The sequence below is a fragment of the Phenylobacterium sp. genome, from assembly GCF_019636135.1.
Lineage (GTDB): Bacteria > Pseudomonadota > Alphaproteobacteria > Caulobacterales > Caulobacteraceae > Phenylobacterium.
The window spans coordinates 1-18,274 of record NZ_JAHBYD010000004.1 but is presented as its reverse complement, the minus strand read 5'-3'; the positions used below and the strand labels follow the sequence as shown (position 1 = coordinate 18,274).

Annotated in this window: 12 protein-coding genes; 6 read left to right on the top strand and 6 right to left on the bottom strand. The window is 72.1% G+C overall.

Going from position 1 to position 18,274, the window contains the following annotated elements; translation table 11 throughout:
- Nucleotides 1-54: 54 nt before the first annotated feature.
- Nucleotides 55-948, bottom strand: coding sequence for an alpha/beta hydrolase fold domain-containing protein (locus tag KF737_RS03825; RefSeq protein WP_296450530.1), 894 nt, complete (start codon nucleotides 946-948; stop codon nucleotides 55-57).
- Between the two features lie 255 nt (nucleotides 949-1,203).
- On the opposite strand from KF737_RS03825, the gene hisS reads away from it, so the two are divergent.
- The 3 genes from hisS to hisG are packed head-to-tail and all read left to right on the top strand — an operon-like array spanning nucleotide 1,204 to nucleotide 4,801.
- Nucleotides 1,204-2,712, top strand: a complete 1,509-nt coding sequence (gene hisS, locus KF737_RS03820) for a histidine--tRNA ligase (protein WP_296450529.1) — start codon at nucleotides 1,204-1,206, stop codon at nucleotides 2,710-2,712.
- Entirely contained in the window at nucleotides 2,712-3,857 is a 1,146-nt protein-coding gene (locus tag KF737_RS03815; protein ID WP_296450528.1) for an ATP phosphoribosyltransferase regulatory subunit, read from the top strand. The genes hisS and KF737_RS03815 overlap by 1 nt, the downstream gene beginning before the upstream one ends.
- Entirely contained in the window at nucleotides 3,854-4,801 is a 948-nt protein-coding gene (hisG, locus tag KF737_RS03810) for an ATP phosphoribosyltransferase (RefSeq protein ID WP_296450527.1), read from the top strand. Before KF737_RS03815 ends, hisG begins: the two co-directional genes overlap by 4 nt.
- 452 nt (nucleotides 4,802-5,253) lie before the next feature.
- On the opposite strand, the gene KF737_RS03805 is transcribed toward hisG, so the two are convergent.
- From KF737_RS03805 to KF737_RS03790, 4 genes are all read right to left on the bottom strand, one after another.
- Nucleotides 5,254-7,335, bottom strand: coding sequence for a M13-type metalloendopeptidase (locus KF737_RS03805; RefSeq protein ID WP_296450526.1), 2,082 nt, complete (start codon nucleotides 7,333-7,335; stop codon nucleotides 5,254-5,256).
- A 107-nt stretch (nucleotides 7,336-7,442) separates the two neighbouring features.
- A complete protein-coding gene (locus KF737_RS03800) occupies nucleotides 7,443-7,883 on the bottom strand; it encodes a copper chaperone PCu(A)C (RefSeq protein WP_296450525.1) in 441 nt (146 codons plus the stop codon).
- A 100-nt stretch (nucleotides 7,884-7,983) separates the two neighbouring features.
- Nucleotides 7,984-10,047, bottom strand: coding sequence for a TonB-dependent receptor (locus tag KF737_RS03795; protein ID WP_296450524.1), 2,064 nt, complete (start codon nucleotides 10,045-10,047; stop codon nucleotides 7,984-7,986).
- 59 nt (nucleotides 10,048-10,106) lie between these two features.
- The gene (locus KF737_RS03790) at nucleotides 10,107-10,505 is read right to left on the bottom strand and encodes a DUF2946 family protein (RefSeq protein WP_296450523.1); all 399 of its coding nucleotides are present in this window, start codon (nucleotides 10,503-10,505) and stop codon (nucleotides 10,107-10,109) included.
- 86 nt (nucleotides 10,506-10,591) lie between these two features.
- On the opposite strand from KF737_RS03790, the gene KF737_RS03785 reads away from it, so the two are divergent.
- Complete coding sequence (locus tag KF737_RS03785) at nucleotides 10,592-12,382, top strand: cation:proton antiporter (protein ID WP_296450522.1); 1,791 nt, start codon at nucleotides 10,592-10,594, stop codon at nucleotides 12,380-12,382.
- A 537-nt stretch (nucleotides 12,383-12,919) separates the two neighbouring features.
- Complete coding sequence (locus KF737_RS03780) at nucleotides 12,920-14,119, top strand: outer membrane beta-barrel protein (RefSeq protein WP_296450521.1); 1,200 nt, start codon at nucleotides 12,920-12,922, stop codon at nucleotides 14,117-14,119.
- Between the two features lie 648 nt (nucleotides 14,120-14,767).
- On the opposite strand, the gene KF737_RS03775 is transcribed toward KF737_RS03780, so the two are convergent.
- On the bottom strand, nucleotides 14,768-15,238 hold the full coding sequence (locus KF737_RS03775) for a winged helix-turn-helix transcriptional regulator (RefSeq protein ID WP_296450520.1): 471 nt from the start codon (nucleotides 15,236-15,238) through the stop codon (nucleotides 14,768-14,770).
- 103 nt (nucleotides 15,239-15,341) lie between these two features.
- Here KF737_RS03775 and putA point away from each other — a divergent pair.
- On the top strand, nucleotides 15,342-18,274 hold a 2,933-nt coding region (putA, locus tag KF737_RS03770), incomplete at its 3' end, for a bifunctional proline dehydrogenase/L-glutamate gamma-semialdehyde dehydrogenase PutA (protein WP_296450519.1).

Here is an 18,274-nt window from a genome sequence, read left to right as displayed (position 1 = left end):
CGGAAGCGGCGGCCCGTTCATGCCCTATCTGTCGGAGGGGCATCGCAACTTTGCTTAGCCGAAGCCCTTGTCTGCGAGCCAGGCGCCGAGGAGGTCGATCCAGCGGTCCGACGGGGCGCCCTGGCGCACCATGCCGAAGCCGTGCGTCCCGCGGGCGAAGATGTGCAGCTCCGACGAGCGGTCGGCCGCCGACCAGTCGAGGTAGAGCCCCTCGACCATGTGGAACAGCAGCCGGTCGTCGTGGGCGATGCAGGTGAAGAGCGGCGGGGCGTCGGCGGGGACCGGCCGGCCGCGGGTCTCGCCGCCGTAGATCGGCGCGAGGAAGGCGGGCGGCGGCCCCCGCGGGTCCATGGCCACGTCGACGACCAGGAAGGCGCCGGCCGAGAAGCCGATCATGCCGACCCTGGCGGGGTCCAGGCCGAAATCGGCGGCGCGTTCGCGCACGAGGGCCAGGGCGCGGCGGCCATCGTCGGCGGCGATCTCGCGGGCGTGGAGCAGGCGCTCGTCGCGGACGATGTCGCCCATCGCCTTCGGCGCCCTGGCGGCCGTCAGGGGCTCGGACAGCAGGCTGTCGTTCTGCGCCATGCGCGCGGCGAAGGCGGCCGGGTCGGCCGGCGTGGCCGAGACGCGGTACTTCAGCAGGAAGGCGGTGTAGCCGCGCGCCGCGAACCACTCGGCGACGTCGACGCCCTCGTGCTCCCAGGCCAGGATGGACCAGCCGCCGCCGGGGCAGACGATGACGCTGGAGCCGTTGGCCTCGCCCGTCGGGCGATAGACCGTCAGCGTCGGGTGCGAGACGTTGCGCAGCATCGTCGTGTGGGCGGCGAGGCCTGCGGGCGGGCTGAACGCGCTCTCGGGCGGGACGTCCTCGATGATCCGCGGCGGGGCGCCGGGCCAGAGGTCGATCACCTCATGGGCGGCGGTGGGCGCGCTCAGGTCGTCCGGCATCGCGGTTCCTCCTCTTTTCCGGGAGGCTAGCACAGGCGGCCCCGGCGCCCGTCGTGACTCGTTCACGAAGTTCCGCTAGAAGCGCAGCCGTCATGACGCGGCTCGCGCACCATCACGGCCTTCACCATCCGACCCCGGCGGGTTCGGACGGCGTGCGCGTGGCCTGACGCGAACCCCTCCCGAAGCCCCGCCGGACGCGGACGGGGCCTGGGGCTTCCCGCTTCGTCCGTCTTCTCCGCCAAACCGAGACGACCGATGAGCCTTTCCTTGAGTGAGACCGCCCCAGACGCTAAGCGCCCCGCCATGAGCGAGCGCCCCGAAGCCCGAACGCCCCGCGGATTCATCGACCGGCGCGCCCGCGACGTGGTCGGCGAGCGCGCGATCCTGGCCGCCGTCAGCGGCGTCTACGAGCGCTGGGGCTTCGAGCCGCTGGAGACCGGGGCGTTCGAGTACGTCGACGCGCTCGGCAAGTTCCTGCCCGACACCGACCGCCCGAACGAGGGCGTCTTCGCGCTGACCGACGACGACGAGCAGTGGGTGGCGCTGCGCTACGACCTGACGGCGCCGCTGGCGCGGTTCGCGGCGCAGAACTGGGAGACGCTGCCCAAGCCGTTCCGCCGCTACGCCTACGGTCCGGTATGGCGCAACGAGAAGCCGGGACCGGGCCGGTTCCGCGAGTTCGTGCAGTGCGACGCCGACACGGTGGGCTCGGCGCGCCCGGAAGCCGACGCCGAGATCATCGCCATGGTGGCCGAGGGCCTGGAGGCCGCGGGCCTGCCGGCCGGCGCGGCGGTGATCAAGATCAACAACCGCAAGCTGCTGAACGGCCTGATGGCCGCGGCGGGCGTGACCGACGAGGGCCAGAAGCTGGCGGTGCTGCGGGCCGTGGACAAGCTGGACCGGCTGGGGCCGGACGGCGTGCGCCTCCTGCTGGGCGAGGGGCGCAAGGACGAGTCCGGCGCCTTCACCAGGGGCGCGGGGCTGAACGCCTCGGCGGCCGAGCGGGTGCTGGCGTTCACCGCGGCCGGGGTCGGCGGGCGGGCGGAGACGCTGGCGAAGCTGGCCGACGTGGTCGGCGGCTCGGCCGAGGGCGACGAGGGGCTGGCGGAGCTGGCCGCCATCGACGCGGCGCTGAAGGGCCTGGGCGTGGGCGCCGAGCGCGCCATCGTCGACCCCTCGGTGGTGCGGGGGCTCGAATACTACACCGGCCCGGTGTTCGAGGCGGAGCTGCTGCTCTCCACGCTGGACGAGAAGGGCCAGCCGATGCGGTTCGGCTCCATCGGCGGCGGCGGGCGCTACGACGACCTGGTGGCGCGGTTCACCGGCGAGCGGACGCCGGCCACCGGCTTCTCGTTCGGCGTCTCGCGGCTGGCCTCGGCGCTCCGGGCCGCGGGCCGCGACATGGCCAGGGCCGCGCGGGGGCCGGTGGTGGTGATCGCCTTCTCGCCCGACCGGATGGCCGACTACTTCGCCGTCGCCCGCGAGGTGCGCGCGGCGGGGATCCCGGCCGAGGTCTACCTGGGCTCGTCGGGCATGAAGGCGCAGATGAAGTATGCGGACCGGCGGCTGTCGCCCGCCGCCATCATCGTCGGCGACGACGAGCTGGCGGCCGGGACGGTCACCGTGAAGGACCTCGACCTCGGCCGCGAGCTGGCCTCGAAGGTCAGCGACAACGCCGAGTGGCGGGCCGAGCGGCCGGGCCAGCAGACGATCCCGCGCGGCGAGCTGGTCGCGGCGCTGCGGCGCATCCTGGACGCGCAGTGATGCGCGTCGAGCCCGCCGTCCCGGCCGAGATCGCGGCCGCCGTCCGCGCGCCCCTGGAGGCCTCCGGGGCCGAGCGCGCCGACGCGCCGCTGCTGCAGCCGCTGAACCTGCTGCTCGACCTCGCCGGCGAGGCGATGCGGGCGCGGCTGTTCGTCGTGCAGTCCGAGGGCGGGGCCGAGAGCTGCCTGCGGCCCGACTTCACCGTGGCCATCGCCCGCCGGCACATCGAGAGCGGCCGCGCGGCCGGCGCCTACTGGTACGAGGGCGCGGCGTTCCGGGCGTCGTCAGGGGCCGACAGGCCCGAGGAGTTCGTGCAGGTCGGGCTGGAGATGTTCTCGCCGGGCGGCGGCGCGGTCGAGGCGGCGGACGCCGAGATCGCGGGCTTGGCGTGGCGCGCGGCGGCGGCGGGCGGGCGCAAGGACCTGTCGCTGTGGCTGGGCGACGTGGCGCTGTTCTCGGCGTTCGTGGAAAGCCTGGACCTGCCGGAGGGGCTCAGCGGCCGGCTGAAGCGCGTGGCCGGACGGCCGCGGCTGCTGTGGAACGAGCTGTCGCGCGTCGGCGAGGCGAACGGGTCCGGCGGCGGCACGCTGGCCGGGCTGCTGGCGGGGCTCTCGGAAGCGCAGGCGGCGGCCTTGCTGGAGGAAGTCTGGGCGCTGGCGGGCGTGGAGCCCGTGGGCGGCCGCGGGCCGGCGGAGATCGCCGCGCGGCTGGTGCGCAAGGCCGAGGCGGCCCAGGCGCCGGCGCTGACCGAGGGCCAGGCCGACGCGATCCGCGCCTTCATGGCGATCGACGACGCGCCGGCCTACGCCTTCGCCAAGGTCCGCGAGCTGGCGGGCCGGAAGGACGCGGCGCTGAAGGCGGCGCTCGGCGGCTGGGAGGCGCGGTTGCAGGAGCTGTCGCGGATCGCCCCCCCCGAGGCGACGCGGTTCACCCCGGCGCTGGGCCACGCGTTCGACTACTACGACGGCATCACCTTCGAGGTGCGGTCGGCCGGCCTCGGGCCCGAGCGGCCGGTGGCCGTGGGGGGTCGTTACGACGGCCTGCTGACGCGGTTGGGCGGCGCGGGCGACGCGCGGGCGGTGGGCTGCATGGTCCGGCCCTGGCGGGCGTGGCGCGACGGCGAGGGGCCGGGAGGCGAAGCATGAGCCTGATCATCGCCATTCCGTCCAAGGGGCGGCTGAAGGAACAGGTCGAGGGCTGGCTGGCCGACAGCGGGCTGAAGCTCGAGGTCACCGGCGGCGCGCGCGGCTACGTCGCCAGCCTGAAGGGCGTACCCGGCGCGCAGGTGCGGCTGCTGTCGGCGGCCGACATCGCCGACGCGCTGGATGCGGGGGAGGTCCACCTGGGCGTCACCGGCGAGGACCTGCTGCGCGAGCGCGGCGAGGACCTGGACAGCCGCGTGCTGCTGCTGCGCGCGCTGGGCTTCGGCCGGGCCGACCTGGTGGTGGCCGCGCCCAAGAGCTGGCTCGACGTGGAGAACATGGCCGACCTGGAGGAGGTGGCCCACGAGCACCTGTCGCGGACCGGCCGGCGGATGCGGGTGGCGACCAAGTACCTGGCGCAGACCCGCGCCTTCTTCGCGCGCCACGGCGTGGCCGACTACCGGATCGTGGAGTCGGGCGGGGCGACCGAAGGGGCGCCGGCGACGGGCGCGGCCGAGCTGGTGGTCGACATCACCACCACGGGCGCGACGCTGCAGGCCAACGGGCTGAAGGTGCTGGGCGACGGCGTGATGCTGAAGAGCCAGGCGCAACTGGCGGCCAGCCTGCGCGCGGCGTGGGATGCGGACGCCCTGACGGCGGCGGAACGGCTGCTGCGGATCGTCGAGGCCCGCGCGGCGGCGCTCAAGAGCGCGACGCTGGCCTGGCCGGCGCGCGGCGACGCGGCCGAGGCGGCGGTGGTCGAGGGGCTGGTGGCGGCGGGCGCATCGCGGCGGCCGAACGGCCTTCTCGTCGATTCGACCCAGGTGGCGGATTCGGCGCTGGCGCTCAGCGCGGCGGGGCTGGGCCCGGTCACGGTGTCGAAGCCGGACTTCGTCTTCGACGTCAGGTGCCTGCCGTTCCGGCGATTGGAAGAACGCGTATTTTGACTAGCCCGTCAAAAAACGACGCAAAGCTTCCCGCGAAGTGCAGTTTTATCGTCATCCGTGCTCAATTCCGAGTGAGGCCCCGTTGACTCGGGTAGAAAATTGCCGTCCTGTCACATCGCGAGAGACATGAAGGCGCTAGTCCTGAGGTCTCCGGCGTTTCGGGGAGGAAACGCCCGCTCTATCAGAGCGACTGCTCAAGGCGGCCCGCAGCGACTATCCCCCGCTGCGGGCCGATTCTTTGTCTGGCGACCCCAAGTTTCGACGAAAGAGTCAAAAATCTTCCCTCCCTTAATGGGGAGGGACAGCGCGCCGTCAGGCGCGCAGGGTGGGGAAGCCTGATCCAAAGCGCTGGCGCTTCGGGATTGGCAAATCCCCACGCGCTGGGTTCCGACCCACACTGCCCCACCCTGGCCGCTACGCGGCCTGTCCCTCCCCATTAAGGGAGGGAGGGGTCACCAGATCCGCGCGCGCTTCTCGGGCGGGATGTACATCGGGTCGCCAGGCTTCACGTCGAAGGCCTCGTAGAAGGCGTCGATGTTGCGCACGGGGATGTCGACGCGGGCGACCGGGGGCGAATGCGGGTCGCTGACCAGGATCTGCTTCATCAGGTCGTCGCGGTACTTGCCCCGCCACACCTGCGCCCAGCCCAGGAACACGCGCTGGTCGCCGGTCAGCCCGTCGATCACCGGCGCGGGGCGGCCCTTCAGCGACAGGTGGTAGGCATCGAGCGCCAGCAGCAGGCCGCCCAGGTCGGCGATGTTCTCGCCCATGGTCAACTCGCCGTTGATCTTCGCGCCCGGCAGGATCTCGGTGGCCGAGTACTGGTCGCCCAGGACCTTGGCCCGGGCGTTGAACTTGGCGGCATCCTCGGCGGTCCACCATTCGGCCAGGCGGCCGTCGCCGTCCGACTTGCGGCCCTGGTCGTCGAAGCCGTGGGTGATCTCGTGGCCGATCACCCCGCCGATGCCGCCGTAGTTGACGGCCGGGTCGCCCTCAGGGTCGAAGAACGGCGGCTGCAGGATGGCGGCCGGGAAGACGATCTCGTTCCGGGTCGGGGAATAGTAGGCGTTGATCGTGCCGGGGGTCATCTCCCACTCGCCGCGGTCGACCGGGTCGTTGATCCGCCTGATCCGGTAGTCCCAGTCGAAGGCCGAGGCGCGCTCGATGTCGCCATAGAGGTCGTCGGCCCTGATCGTGAGCGCGGCGTAGTCGCGCCATTTGTCGGGATAGCCGATCTTCACGTTGAACTTGCCGAGCTTCTCCAGCGCCTTGGCCTTGGTCTCGGGGCCCATCCAGTCGAGCCTGCGGATACGGGCGGCGAGCGCGGTGCGGATATCGCCGACCAGGGCCTCCATCCGCGCCTTGTTCTCGGGCGGGAAGTAGGCCTCGACGTAGAGCTTGCCGACCGCCCCGCCCAGGCTGCCGTCCACCGTATCGACCGCCCGCTTCCAGCGCGGCCGCTGCTGCTGGACGCCCGACAGCGTCTTCGAGCGGAAGTCGAAGCGGGCCTGGTCGAAGGCCTTCGACAGGTACGGCGAAGCCTGGTCGGTGGTCGTGAAGGCGAGCCAGGCCTTCAGCGTCTCGACGTCGGTCCGGGCGAACACCTGGGCGATCTTCGGGAAGGCGGTGTTCTCCGCCACGATCACGCGCCGGGCCGCCGACAGGTCGGCGCCGGCCAGGAAGGCGGCCCAGGGGAAGCCCGGCGCGAAGCGCGCCAGTTCGGCGGTCTCGACGGGGTTGTAGGTCTTGTCGTCGTCGCGGCGCTCGGCGCGGGTCCACGAGACCTTGGCGATCTCGGTCTCCATGGCGACGATCGCCCTGGCGTTCGCCTCCGGGTTCGCCCAGCCGCCCAGCTTCAGCATCTTCGCGATGTAGGCCTCGTAGGCCTCGCGCTGCGGCTTGAACCTGTCGTCGAGGTAGTAGTCGCGGTCGGGCAGCGTGACGCCGCCCTGGCTCAGGTAGACCGCGTACCTCAGCGGGTCCTTGGAGTCGTCGTAGACCTGCGGGTCGAAGAAACTGCGGCCGAAGCCCTTGGCGGTCGCCCCCATCAGGCGGGCGATCTCGTCGCGGCTCCTCGCGGCGCGGATCCTGGCGAGATCGGGAGCCAGCGGCGTGGCGCCCAGGGCCTCGACCCTGGCCTCGTCCATGTAGCTCCTGTAGAGCGCGCCCACCTGGGCCTCGGGGCCGTGCGCGGCGGCGGCGGCCGAGGCCTTTTCGATGACGGCCCTCAGGCGGTCGCTGGACAGTTCGTCGAGGGTGTTGAAGGCGCCGTAGCTGGAGCGGTCGGCCGGGATCTCCAGCTTCTCCATGTAGGCGCCGTTGGCGTAGCGGAAGAAGTCGTCGCCGGGCCTCACCGAGCGGTCCATGCCCGTGGCGTCGAAGCCCCACGGCCCCATGCGCGGCGCCTTCGTCAGGTCGCGCACGGGGGTTTCGGGGGCGGTGGCGCCGTCGGCGGCGAAGGCGGGCCCGGACAGGACGGGGGCCGCCACGAGCAGGGCGGCCGCGGACGCGACGGCGAGCCAGGGGGTCTTCATGGGTGGGGTCGTGCTCTCTCGATGCGCCGCGAGGGGCGATAGGGCGAAATCGGCGCGATCATGCCTCCGGGCCGCCCCGTTACGCGCGTTACATTTTTGTCAGGCGGTCACTTGCGGGCGGGCGCGGCGACCGGCGGGGCCAAACCCACGACGAACGACGCCTTCACCCTCGCGCCGCTGGCGAAGACCAGGGTGGCGGGCAGCGTGTCGCCGACGCCGAGCGCCCTGGTCAGGCCCATGAACATCAGGTGGTATCCGCCGGGGGCGAATGTGACGCTCCGGCCGGTCGCCACGGGCACGCGGTCGACCATCTTCATCGAGGCCATGCCGTTCGCGACCGCCGACTGGTGGATCATCACATGGCCCGAGAGCGGGCTCTCGACGGCGACCAGCGCGTCGGCGGGGCCCGCGTTGCTGAGTGTCATGTAGCCCGCGCCGGTCGAGCCCTGGGCGGCGGGCCGGCTCCAGGCGGCGGAGACCTTCGGCGCGGCGTGCGCGGCGGTGGCGGCGAGGGTGAGCGCCGCGGCGGCGGCGAGGGCGAGCTTCATGCGGACACCTTAGTCGTGATGAACGTGGCCGGCATCAGGCGCTGGTGTCGCGGGGACGAGGCTGACGGCCCGCGCGGCGCCGCCCCCGCCGCGGCCAGTCTCAGAACGACCATGTGAGGCCTCCGAACACGGAACGCCCGTCGCCGGGCCAGTAGGCGGCGCTGGCCACGGTAGCCGCGATCTGCGCCTGGACGTTGGAGATGTAGTCCTTGCCCGCGAGGTTGCGGATGTCGAGGAAGACGCTGACGCGGTCGTTCACGGCGTATCCGGCGCCCAGGTTGAACACCGTGTAGGCCGGCGCCTTCGTCGTGTTGCGGTAGTCGACCCAGACGGCGGACGAGGCCTCGAGCGACGGCGCGACGAACCAGCCCGATGGATGCCGCCAGCGCAGCTCGGCGCGGTAGAAGTGCTTCGGCGCGATCGGCAGGCGGTTGTCGCCGTACTGGCTGTCCCCCCGGAAGCGGAAGTCGGAGAAGGTGTAGGTCTGGCGCAGGCGAAGGCCCTTCGCGACCTCCCAGTCCAGCGCCGCCTCGACGCCCTGGTGGACGGTGTCGCCGGCGTTGAAGGTGGAGGCCGGGATATTCGGCGCCACCGTGAACTGCAGCAGTTCGCGGTCGAGTTCGGCGCGGTAGGCGGTGAGGTCCCAGGTGAGCGGGCCGCGGCGGCCCCGGGTCCCGATCTCGGCGGTCCAGGCGGCCTGGGCTTTCACGGGCGCGAAGCCGGTCCCGGTGGGCGACAGCGAGCCGTGGTTCGGCGGCTCCACCGATTTCGTGAGGTTGGCGAACAACTGCACGCCGCCCTCGTCCTCCCAGAGAAGGCCGATGCGCGGGGCGAGCCACGCGTAGGCCTTCGAGGCCTTCAGGTTGAAGGTCGCGGGCTGGCCGGGGATCGCATACTGCTGGTAGTCGCGGTCGGCCGTGCCCCAGGTCGCGCCGGCCACCAGGGCCAGCCGGTCGCTGACGAAGAGGCGGCCCTCGCCGAAGACGTCGGTGGCGTCGGCGTTCTGGCGGGTGCGCGAGGTCGGCGCGCCGCGGGCGCCCTTCACGTTGACGTAGAAGTTGGAGTCGAGGTCGCCGGTGCGCAGCCAGGCGCCGAGATAGGCGTCGGCGCGGCGGCCGCCCAGTTCCCCCTGCCAGTCGAGGCGGCCGAAGGCGCCGTAGTTGCGGCTCTCCTGGTCGATGACCTGGAAGATCGGATGGTCGAGGTCCTTCCAGACGCCGTAGACCGCGCCCTCGAACACGGTGGAGTCGCCGAGCCGCCACGTGGTGCGCAGCGACGTGCGCACGCCGCGCTGGTTGCGGCCCTGGTCGTTGGCGTAGTTGCCGGGCGCGGGCTGGCGCGGGTTGGCGTCGAACTGCGCGCGGGTGAGCGCGCCGGGGATCTCCTGGTTGATGTTGGACCCATTGATGATCAGGCGGACCTCGCGGTCCTCGCCGAAGCTCCGGCCCACGTTCAGCGAGCCGAACTGGATGTTCTGCTGGCTCTGCGGGCGCCAGCCCTGCCCGCGCTGGTTGGTGGCCGCGGCGTAGACGTCCCAGTCGCCGGCCTGCCGGGCCACGGCGACATGCTCGCGGTGCAGGCCGAAGCTGCCGCCGTCCACGCGCAGCAGGGTGTCGTAGCCGGCCGTCCTGCCGGTCGGCGTCACCATGTTGATCGCCCCGCCCAGCAGCGCGCCGCCGAAGCGCAGCGCATTGCCGCCGCGGTAGACCTCGGTGAAGCGGGTGTTGAGCGGATCGGCGATCTGGCTGTCGCCGTAGCCGTCGGCCTCGTTCAGCGGCACGCCGTCCTGCGCGATCAGCAGGCCGCGGTTGTGGTTGGCGTTGCCGATGCCCGAGCCGCGGATCGAGATGCGGATGTCGCCGCCCCACTTCTTCTGCGCGTAGACGCCGGGCGCGTCGCGCAGGACGTCGTCGAGGGCCACGGCGAAGCGGCCGGCGTAGCTCTCCTGCGAGATCACGGAGACGGCGCCGGGCGTCTCGGACAGGCGCTTGCGGGCCGCCTGGACCACCGGCGGGTCTTCCGGGTTGCGCGCGCCGGTGACGATGACGCTGTCGACGGTGGGCGGGGCCTCGTCCGCGCTCCAGGCGGGCGTCGGGCAAGCGAGGGCGGGCCAGGCGCAGGCGCCAAGGCGGAGGGCGCGCGCGAGGGCGCGTGTGCGGGACATGGAGATGGATTCCGAACGTGAAGGACGGGCGCGCGGGTTCGCGCGCCGGCGGCGTCGTTTCAGGCGTTCGGCGCGGGTGGCCCCCGGGACGGCGGTGGCGGCGCGGCCAGGCCGCGGCCCGGGCTGACCGTGACGGCGCGCGGCGTCAGCGAAGGCGCCGTCTCCGCGTAGCGCACCATCTCGACCGGCGCGCCGGCGATCGCGGGCGGCAGGGCTGTGGGCGCCGGGCAGAGGCAGTGGTCGCAGCCGTGGGCGGGCGTCGCGGGCTGCGGGCCGCCCGGCAGGTCGGCCGAGAGGCCCATCCCGGTGCAGATCGTCATGCCCGGGCCGGACAGCGGCGAGGCGGCGGCGACGGCCGGGAACAGCGCCTGGACCAGCAGCGCGAAGACCGCGACGAGCGCGATCAGGGCGCGGCGCTCGGCCTGCGGCGTGATCTGAGCGGTCTTCGGCCTTTCCACGGTATTGCGCTTCTAGAGCGCTCGCGGGATTCCGCAAGCGGCCCGGGTAGGCCATAGTGTTCCGGTCCAGACAATTGGGAGACCGGATGGCAGGCGAGGTTCAGCCCGGCGCGTACAAGGATGTGGTGCTGTTCCTGGCCACGGCCGGGGTCGTCGTCCCGCTTTTCCGGCAATGGCGTATCAGCCCGATCCTGGGGTTCCTGGGCGCGGGCGTGCTGCTGGGGCCCTACGGCCTGGGCCAGCTCGCGCGCGAAGTCTCCTGGCTGGACGCCTTCACCATCGCCAACCCGGACGAGCTCGCGCAGCTCGCGGAGTTCGGGGTGGTGTTCCTGCTGTTCGCCATCGGCCTGGAGCTCTCGTGGGAGCGCCTGCGGTCGCTGCGCCGGTATGTGTTCGGCCTCGGCGCGCTGCAGGTGGCGCTCTGCCTGAGCGCGACGGCGGTGGTGGCCTATTTCGCCGGCCAGCCGCCGGCCGCGGCGATCGCGCTGGGCGCCGCGCTGGCGCTGTCGTCCACCGCCATCGTCATGCCGATCCTGACCGAGCAGAAGCGCCAGCATGCGGTGGCCGGCCGCGCGACCTTCTCGGTGCTGCTGTTCCAGGACCTGGCGGTGGCGCCGATCCTGGTGACGCTGACGCTCATGGGCGACCGGACCGACCAGCCGCTGTCGCCTGCCCTGCTGCTCTCGGTCCTGCCGGCGGTGCTGGGCGTGGCGTTCCTGTTCCTGTTCGGCCGCTTCCTGATGCGCCCGATGCTGCGCTCGGTGGCCCGCGCCAAGAGCGAGGAGCTGTTCGTCGCCGCCTGCCTGCTGGTGGTGGTGGGCGCGGGCCTGGTGAGCGCGATCACCGGCCTTTCCATGGCGCTGGGCGCCTTCATCGCCGGCCTGCTGCTGGCCGAGACCGAGTTCCGCCACGAGGTCGAGGTGCGGGTCGAGCCGTTCAAGGGGCTGCTGCTCGGGCTCTTCTTCCTGTCGGTGGGGATCGGCCTGAACGTGCCGCTGCTGCTGGATCGTCCGCTGGTGATCCTGGGCGCGGCGGTCGGACTGCTGGCCATGAACACGGCGATCATCTTCGGGCTCGGGAAGGCGTTCGGCCTGAAGACCAAGAGCGCCATCGAGGCGGCGCTGCTGCTGGCGGGCGCCGGCGAGTTCGCCTTCGTCATCCTGGGGCAGGCGATGACGGAGGGGCTCGTGCCGCGCGACGTGGGCCAGACGGCGCTGGTGGCCGCCACGCTCTCGATGTTCTCCATCCCGTTCCTGGCGCAGCTCGGCCTGCGGCTGGGCGGCCGCCGCGTGACGCCCGCCGAGCAGCCCGCCGAGAAGCCTGAAGCCCCGTCCGGCGACGAGGCGCCCAAGGTGCTGGTGGTCGGCTACGGGCGCGTCGGGCGGCTGGTGGGCGACATGCTGAAGCGCCACGCGCTGCCGTGGGTGGGCGCCGAGCTCGACCCGCGGCTGGTGGACCAGGGCCGCCGCGCGGGCGAGACCATCTATTTCGGCGACGCGGCGCGCGCCGACTTCCTGCTCCGCTGCGGCCTCGCCGACGCCCCGGCGCTGGTGGTGACCATGGACGACCCCGAGGGCGTGGAGACGATCGTCGCGGTGGCCCGCGAGCTGCGGCCGGACCTGACCATCGTGGCCCGCGCCCGCGACGCGCGCCACGCGCAACGGCTCTACGACCTGGGCGCCACAGACGCGGTGCCCGAGACCGTCGAGGCCAGCCTGCAGCTCTCGGAGGCGGTGCTGGTGGAGATCGGCGTGCCCATGGGCCTGGTGATCGCCTCGATCCACGAACGGCGCGACGAATTCCGCAAGGCGCTCAACCGCCCCGAATCGCTCGGCGGCCGCTCCCGGCGCTTCCGGGAGCGGCAGGCCAAGCCGTGACGGCGGAATGGCGCCGGAATCACGGCCGTCCGAAAAAATTCATCCGCCGTCCGACGGGGCGGAACCAAGCGGAGCCTTGCTCGTTGACCGGCTGACGCGAAGGCGAGGGCCTGGCGGTCGGGGAAAGCGCATGACCATCATCGGCTCACGGACGACTGGGAGCGCGGCGGACCGGCATTCGCGGGCCCCGGCTGCGTCACCGACGTATGTTTACAAGGAAAGCCAAGGACTTGGGTCAGGGGTCGGCGTCCGAACATCCCGCGTCGGGCGAGACTTGCCGAGGTGCTGGCGATGAGATCGGGACCCGGACGGCGGCTGTCGGACGGGTCGGCCAGGGGCGTTCTGTTCGCGGTTCCGTGCAAATCCGACCATTTGTGCAGGAACGGGGCTATGACGTCTTGGTAGAGCTTGGTAAAGGCTGGCGAAATTGCGCTCCGAGTGTGGCCCTGGCGACACTTTCGCAACCATCCGGCCTTGTTATAACGGCGGCTGGGTCGAACGGCCGCACCACCTGAGGGCAACGAGAGGGCTCTGATTATGAAGTTGAAACTCCTGGCTGGGGCCGCGATGGCTGCGGCGTTCGCCGCATCCGGAGCCGCTGCCCAAGAAGGTTGGTATGGCGCCGTGGACCTCGGGTACCACTGGCCCCAAGAGTTCGAGATGGCGTCCTCGAACAACGCGCCGAACGGCGCGGCGTATGACTGGGACTTCAACCAGGAAGACGACTGGGCCGGTTTCGCCCGCCTCGGCTACCAGTTGACCGACCACTGGCGCGTCGAACTGGAAGTCGGCTACCGCTCGGGCGACATCGAGTCGATCCGTGGCGGCGCCAACCAGGCGATCGTCGGCCTCTGCACCCCCGGCGTGACGCGCACCCCGGCCGCGCCCGCCTGCGGCAAGCCCGACGGCGACGTGTCGGCGTGGACGGTGATGGGCAACATCATCTACGACATCGCGCCGAACAGCGTGATCAACCCGTTCATCGGCGCCGGCATCGGCGCGAACCACGTCTCGATGGACGTCACGGGCCAGTTCTCGAACGTGCCGGTCGGCACCGCCGCGGCCAACGCCATCCAGAACCTGACGATCGACGACAGCGACACCGCGTTCGCCTATCAGTTCATCGCGGGCCTCGCCTGGCGGGCCACCGACCAACTGCGCGTCGACCTGACCTACCGCTACCTCGCGGGCTCGGACCTCGACTTCACGTCGACGGGCAGCGTGGCGACCGGCCTGCAGCCGGGCGTGTTCTCGGGCCAGTACAAGGACCAGGCGGTGACGCTGGGTCTGCGCTACATCTTCGCCGTGGCCGAGCCGCCGCCTCCGCCCCCGCCCCCGCCGCCTCCGCCGCCGCCTCCCCCGCCGCCGCCTCCGCCCCCGCCGCCTCCGCCGGCGGCCTACGAGGCCAAGCAGTTCATCGTCTACTTCCCGTTCGATCAGTACGTGATCACGCCGGAAGCGCAGGCGGTGATCACCGATGCGGCCAACTACGCCATGGGCGGCAACGCCACCCGCGTCGTGGTCGTGGGCCACACCGACAGCTCCGGTTCGCAGGCGTACAACGTCCGCCTGTCCGAGCGCCGCGCCAAGGCCGTCGCTGACGCCCTGGTGGGCTCGGGCGTGAACCAGACGACCCTCTCGGTCGACTGGAAGGGCGAGACCCAGCTCGCGGTCGCCACCGGCGACGGCGTGAAGGAACCGCTGAACCGCCGCTCGACGATCGACATCAACTTCTAAGTCGATCGCTGACTGCGAACGAGACGAGGGCCCGGCGGCGACGCCGGGCCCTTTTCTTTCCCGCCCTTGATGGGGAGGGACAGGCCGCGCAGCGGCCAGGGTGAGGGAGCATGGCCCGGAGCGCGGCGCCCCCTTCGCCCCTTCGCAAAATTGCGTGCCCGCCCGACAGATAGGGCGAAAAGGGTCTCCCTTCCTCCTCGATGGAGGAAGGGTCGGGGATGGTGGTGTGCGCAGGACCTTACCGGCCGGGCGCGAGAGGCGTCGACGCCACATGCGCCATCTGCCGCAACGCCGCGGCCACACCACCACCCAACCCTCCTAGCCTGCCCTCGGCGGGCCGCGCAGCGGCGCGTCCCGGGAGAGGAGGAAGTCGCCCGCTCGACGGCCAATCACGAAACGCCGCGCCTGGACCACCCTGACCGCGCTACGGTCTGTCCCTCCCCATCAAGGCAGGGCGATCGCATATGGTTTGTGGGCGGCTCGTCCGCCCGATTCTTGAACCGCAGAGATCGCGGAGATGCGCAGAGAGGGTCGCGGATCCACCGGAATCCTCTGCGTATCTCTGCGATCTCTGCGGTTCGACTGACGGCCTTTCGGCCGCCCACATCCATATGCGATCGCCCTGCCCATCAAGGGAGGGAAGGGTGCTCAGATCGGGAGCACCGTGGTCGACTTCACCTCCTCCAGCACGGCGTAGGTGCGGGTCTCGCGGACGCCGGGGATGCGGACCAGGACGTCCTCGAGGAACTTGCGCCAGGCGGCCAGGTCGCGGACGCGGCTCTTGATGAGGTAGTCGAAGCCGCCGGCGACCATGTGGCACTCCAGCACGTCGGGCGCGCGGCGGGCGGCGGCGGCGAAGGTCTCGAACACCTCGGGGGTCGTGCGGTCCAGCACCACCTCCACGAAGATCAGCACGCCCCGCTCGACCATCTGCGGGTCGATGAGCGCCGCGAAGCCCGTGATGTAGCCGCTGTCGCGCAGGCGCCGCACGCGGTCCGAGCAGGCGCTGGGCGAGAGGTTGCAGCGCTCGGCCAGTTCGGCGTTCGAGATCCGGCCGTCGGCCTGCAAGGCGCGGAGAAGCCGGCGATCCGTGTCGTCCAGCCGCAGGTTATTCGCCATGTGCGCGCTCCGGCCGGAAATGTCCGGCGATCATGGATATCTAACGTAGCACATTCGGAGAAGTCTGGATTATTCCGCACATCGTCAGCCGCGGAGGGCATTCATGGCGTTCGATCACCTGGACGACGGCAAGTTCGCCGACGAACGCACGGCGCTCGCCGGCCTGCTGGCCGGCCGGCCATTGAGCCCGCAGGACCGCGAGGCGGTGGTGGGCGAGGCCGAGGCGCTGGTGCGCGCGGCGCGCAGGACCGCCGACCGCCAGGGCGTGGTCGAGAGCTTCCTGCAGGAATTCAGCCTGTCGACGCGCGAGGGGCTGGCGCTGATGTGCCTGGCCGAGGCCCTGCTGCGCACGCCCGACGAGGAGACCCGAGACCGCCTGATCGCCGAGAAGATCGCCTCGGCCGACTGGGCCAGCCACGCGGGCAAGTCGGACTCGATCCTGGTCAACGCCTCGACCTGGAGCCTCATGCTGACCGGCAAGCTGATCGACCCGGACGAGGAGGCCCGCAACGACCTGCCGGGCTTCGTCAGGCGGCTGGCCGGGCGGCTGGGCGAGCCGGTGATCCGCCGCGCCGTGGGCGCCGCGGTGCGCATCATGGGCGAGCAGTTCGTGCTGGGCGCCACCATCGAGAAGGCGCTGAAGCGCGCCGCCGACGACGGCTTCGTCTGCAGCTACGACATGCTGGGCGAGGGCGCGCGCACCGACGCCGACGCCGACCGCTACGAGGCGGCCTATGCGCGGGCGATCACCGTGGTCGGCAGGGCGGCGACAGGCCAGGGCCCGGAGCGCGGCCACGGCATATCCGTGAAGCTCTCGGCGCTCTCGCCGCGCTACGAGGCGCGCCAGGCCGAGCGGGTGTTCGCCGACCTCTACCCGCGCGTGCTGCGCCTGGCGCAGACGGCCGCGGAGGCCAACATCAACTTCACCCTCGACGCCGAGGAGGCCGACCGGCTCGTCATCTCCCTGGAGATCCTGGACCGGCTGGCGCGTGAACCGGCGCTGGGGACGTGGAAGGGCCTGGGCCTCGCGGTGCAGGCCTACCAGAAGCGCGGGCCGCGGACGATCGAGGCGGTGGCCGGCATCGCGCGGTCGTCGGGCCGCCGCCTGATGGTGCGGCTGGTGAAGGGCGCCTACTGGGACTCGGAGATCAAGCGCGCCCAGGTGGCGGGGCTCGAAGGCTATCCCGTCTACACGACCAAGGCGGCGACCGACGTCTCCTACCTCGCCTGCGCACGGGCGCTGCTCTCCGCCGCGCCGCACCTCTACGGCCAGTTCGCGACCCACAACGCCCACACGCTGGCGGCCGTGCGCCTGATGGCCAGCCAGATGGGCCTGGCCGTCGAGTTCCAGCGGCTGCACGGCATGGGCGAGGCGCTCTACGCCGCCGCCCACGAGCGCTACGGCGACTTCCCGCTCAGGGTCTACGCGCCGGTGGGCAGCCACGAGGACCTGCTGCCCTACCTGGTGCGCCGGCTGCTGGAGAACGGCGCCAACACCTCGTTCGTGCATGCGCTGCTCGACGAGAAGACGCCGGTCGGCAAGGTCGTGGTCGATCCCGTCGGCGCGGTGGAGGCGGCCGGCGCCGGGCCGCACCCGCGCATCCCCCTGCCGCGCGACATCTACGGCCCGTCGCGGAAGAACTCGATGGGCCTCGACCTCTCCATCGCCGGGGTGCGCGACCGGCTGACCGCGGCCGTCGACGCGCTGCCGGCGCTGCAGGGCGCCCCGATCGTCTCCGGCAAGCTGGTGACCGAGGGCGCCGGGCAGGCCGCGCTCTCGCCGCAGGACCTCGGCCGCGAGATCGGCCGCACCTGGGCCGCTACGCCGCTGCACGTGGGCGCCGCGTTCACGGCGGCGAAGGCCGCGCAACCCGCCTGGGACCGCCGCGGCGGCGAAGGCCGGGCGACCGTGCTGCGCGCCATGGGCGACGCGCTGGAGGCCCACCGCGACCGCTTGATCGCTGTCTGCGTGCGCGAGGCCGGCAAGACGCTCGCCGACGCCGTCGCCGAGGTGCGCGAGGCCGCCGACTTCTGCCGCTACTACGCCCACCTGGCCGAGCGGCAGTTCGCCCAGCCCGAGACGATGCGCGGGCCGGTCGGCGAGACGAACAGCTTGAGCCTGCACGGGCGCGGCGTCTTCGTCTGCATCAGCCCGTGGAACTTCCCGTTGGCCATCTTCACCGGCCAGATCGCCGCCGCGCTCGCCGCCGGCAACGGCGTGCTGGCCAAGCCCGCCGAACAGACCCCGATCATCGCCGCCGAGGCGGTGAAGCTGTTCCACGCCGCGGGCGTCCCGGCCGACCTGCTGCACCTGCTGCCCGGCGACGGGGCGACGGTGGGCGCGCAGCTCACCGCGCACCCCGGCTGCGACGGCGTCGCCTTCACCGGCGGCACGGACACGGCCTGGGCGATCAACCGCACGCTGGCCGCGCGGCAGGGGCCGATCGTGCCGTTCATCGCCGAGACGGGCGGCCTCAACGCCATGTTCGTCGATACGACCGCGCTGCGCGAGCAAGTGATCGACGACGTGCTGACGTCCGGCTTCGGCTCGGCCGGCCAGCGCTGCTCGGCGCTGCGCATCCTCTTCCTGCCGCATGATACGGCCGACCTGCTGATCGACGGCCTCCAGGGCGCGATGAAGACCCTGGTCGTCGGCGACCCCGCCGATCCGCGCACCGACATCGGCCCCGTGATCGACGCCGAGGCGCAGGCCGCGCTGGAGGCGCACGTCCGCAGGCTGGAGGCGGACGCCAAGGTGCTGGAGCGCCTGGGTGTCCCGAAGGGGGGCCACTTCTTCGCGCCGACCCTGGCCGAGATCCCCGACGCGTCCTTCCTGCAGAAGGAGGTGTTCGGCCCGGTGCTGCACGTCGTCCGCTACGACCCGGCGAAGCTGGAGAAGGCCGCGGCCCCGCTGGTGCAGGCCCGCTACGGCCTGACGCTGGGCGTGCATTCGCGCATCGAGGCGTTTGCCGAGGAGGTCCGCGAGACCGTCCCGGCGGGCAACGCCTACGTGAACCGCTCGATGATCGGCGCGGT